1 protein-coding gene is annotated in these 321 nt (G+C 71.3%); it reads left to right on the top strand.

Features of this window, described 5'->3' with window-relative positions; translation table 11 throughout:
• Nucleotides 1-201, top strand: a 201-nt coding sequence (locus JHD64_RS22110) for an alpha/beta hydrolase (protein ID WP_233170656.1), incomplete at its 5' end; no start/stop codon positions are given.
• Between the last annotated feature and the right edge of the window lie 120 nt (nt 202-321).

Below are 321 nucleotides of genomic sequence, written 5' to 3'. Positions count from 1 at the left end.
CTGCTGCTGTTTGGCCACAGCATGGGTTCCTTTATCGCGCGCAGTTATTTCCTGCAATACGGCGAGCAATTGTCTGGCCTGCTGCTGTCCGCCACCGGCTATCGCCAGCGCCCGCTGGCGTATGTACCTGTCTCTTATACACATCTGACGCTGCCGACGAACGAACAACAGTGTAGATCTCGGTGGTCGCCGTGTCATTAAAAAAGGGGGGGGGGGGGGGGGGGGGGGGGGGGGGGGGGGGGGGGGGGGGGGGGGGGGGGGGGGGGGGGGGGGGGGGGGGGGGGGGGGGGGGGGGGGGGGGGGGGGGGGGGGGGGGGGGGG

The organism is Aquitalea sp. ASV15 (assembly GCF_016429115.1).
Lineage (GTDB): Bacteria > Pseudomonadota > Gammaproteobacteria > Burkholderiales > Chromobacteriaceae > Aquitalea > Aquitalea magnusonii.
This window is presented reverse-complemented; position numbering and strand designations above follow the sequence as displayed.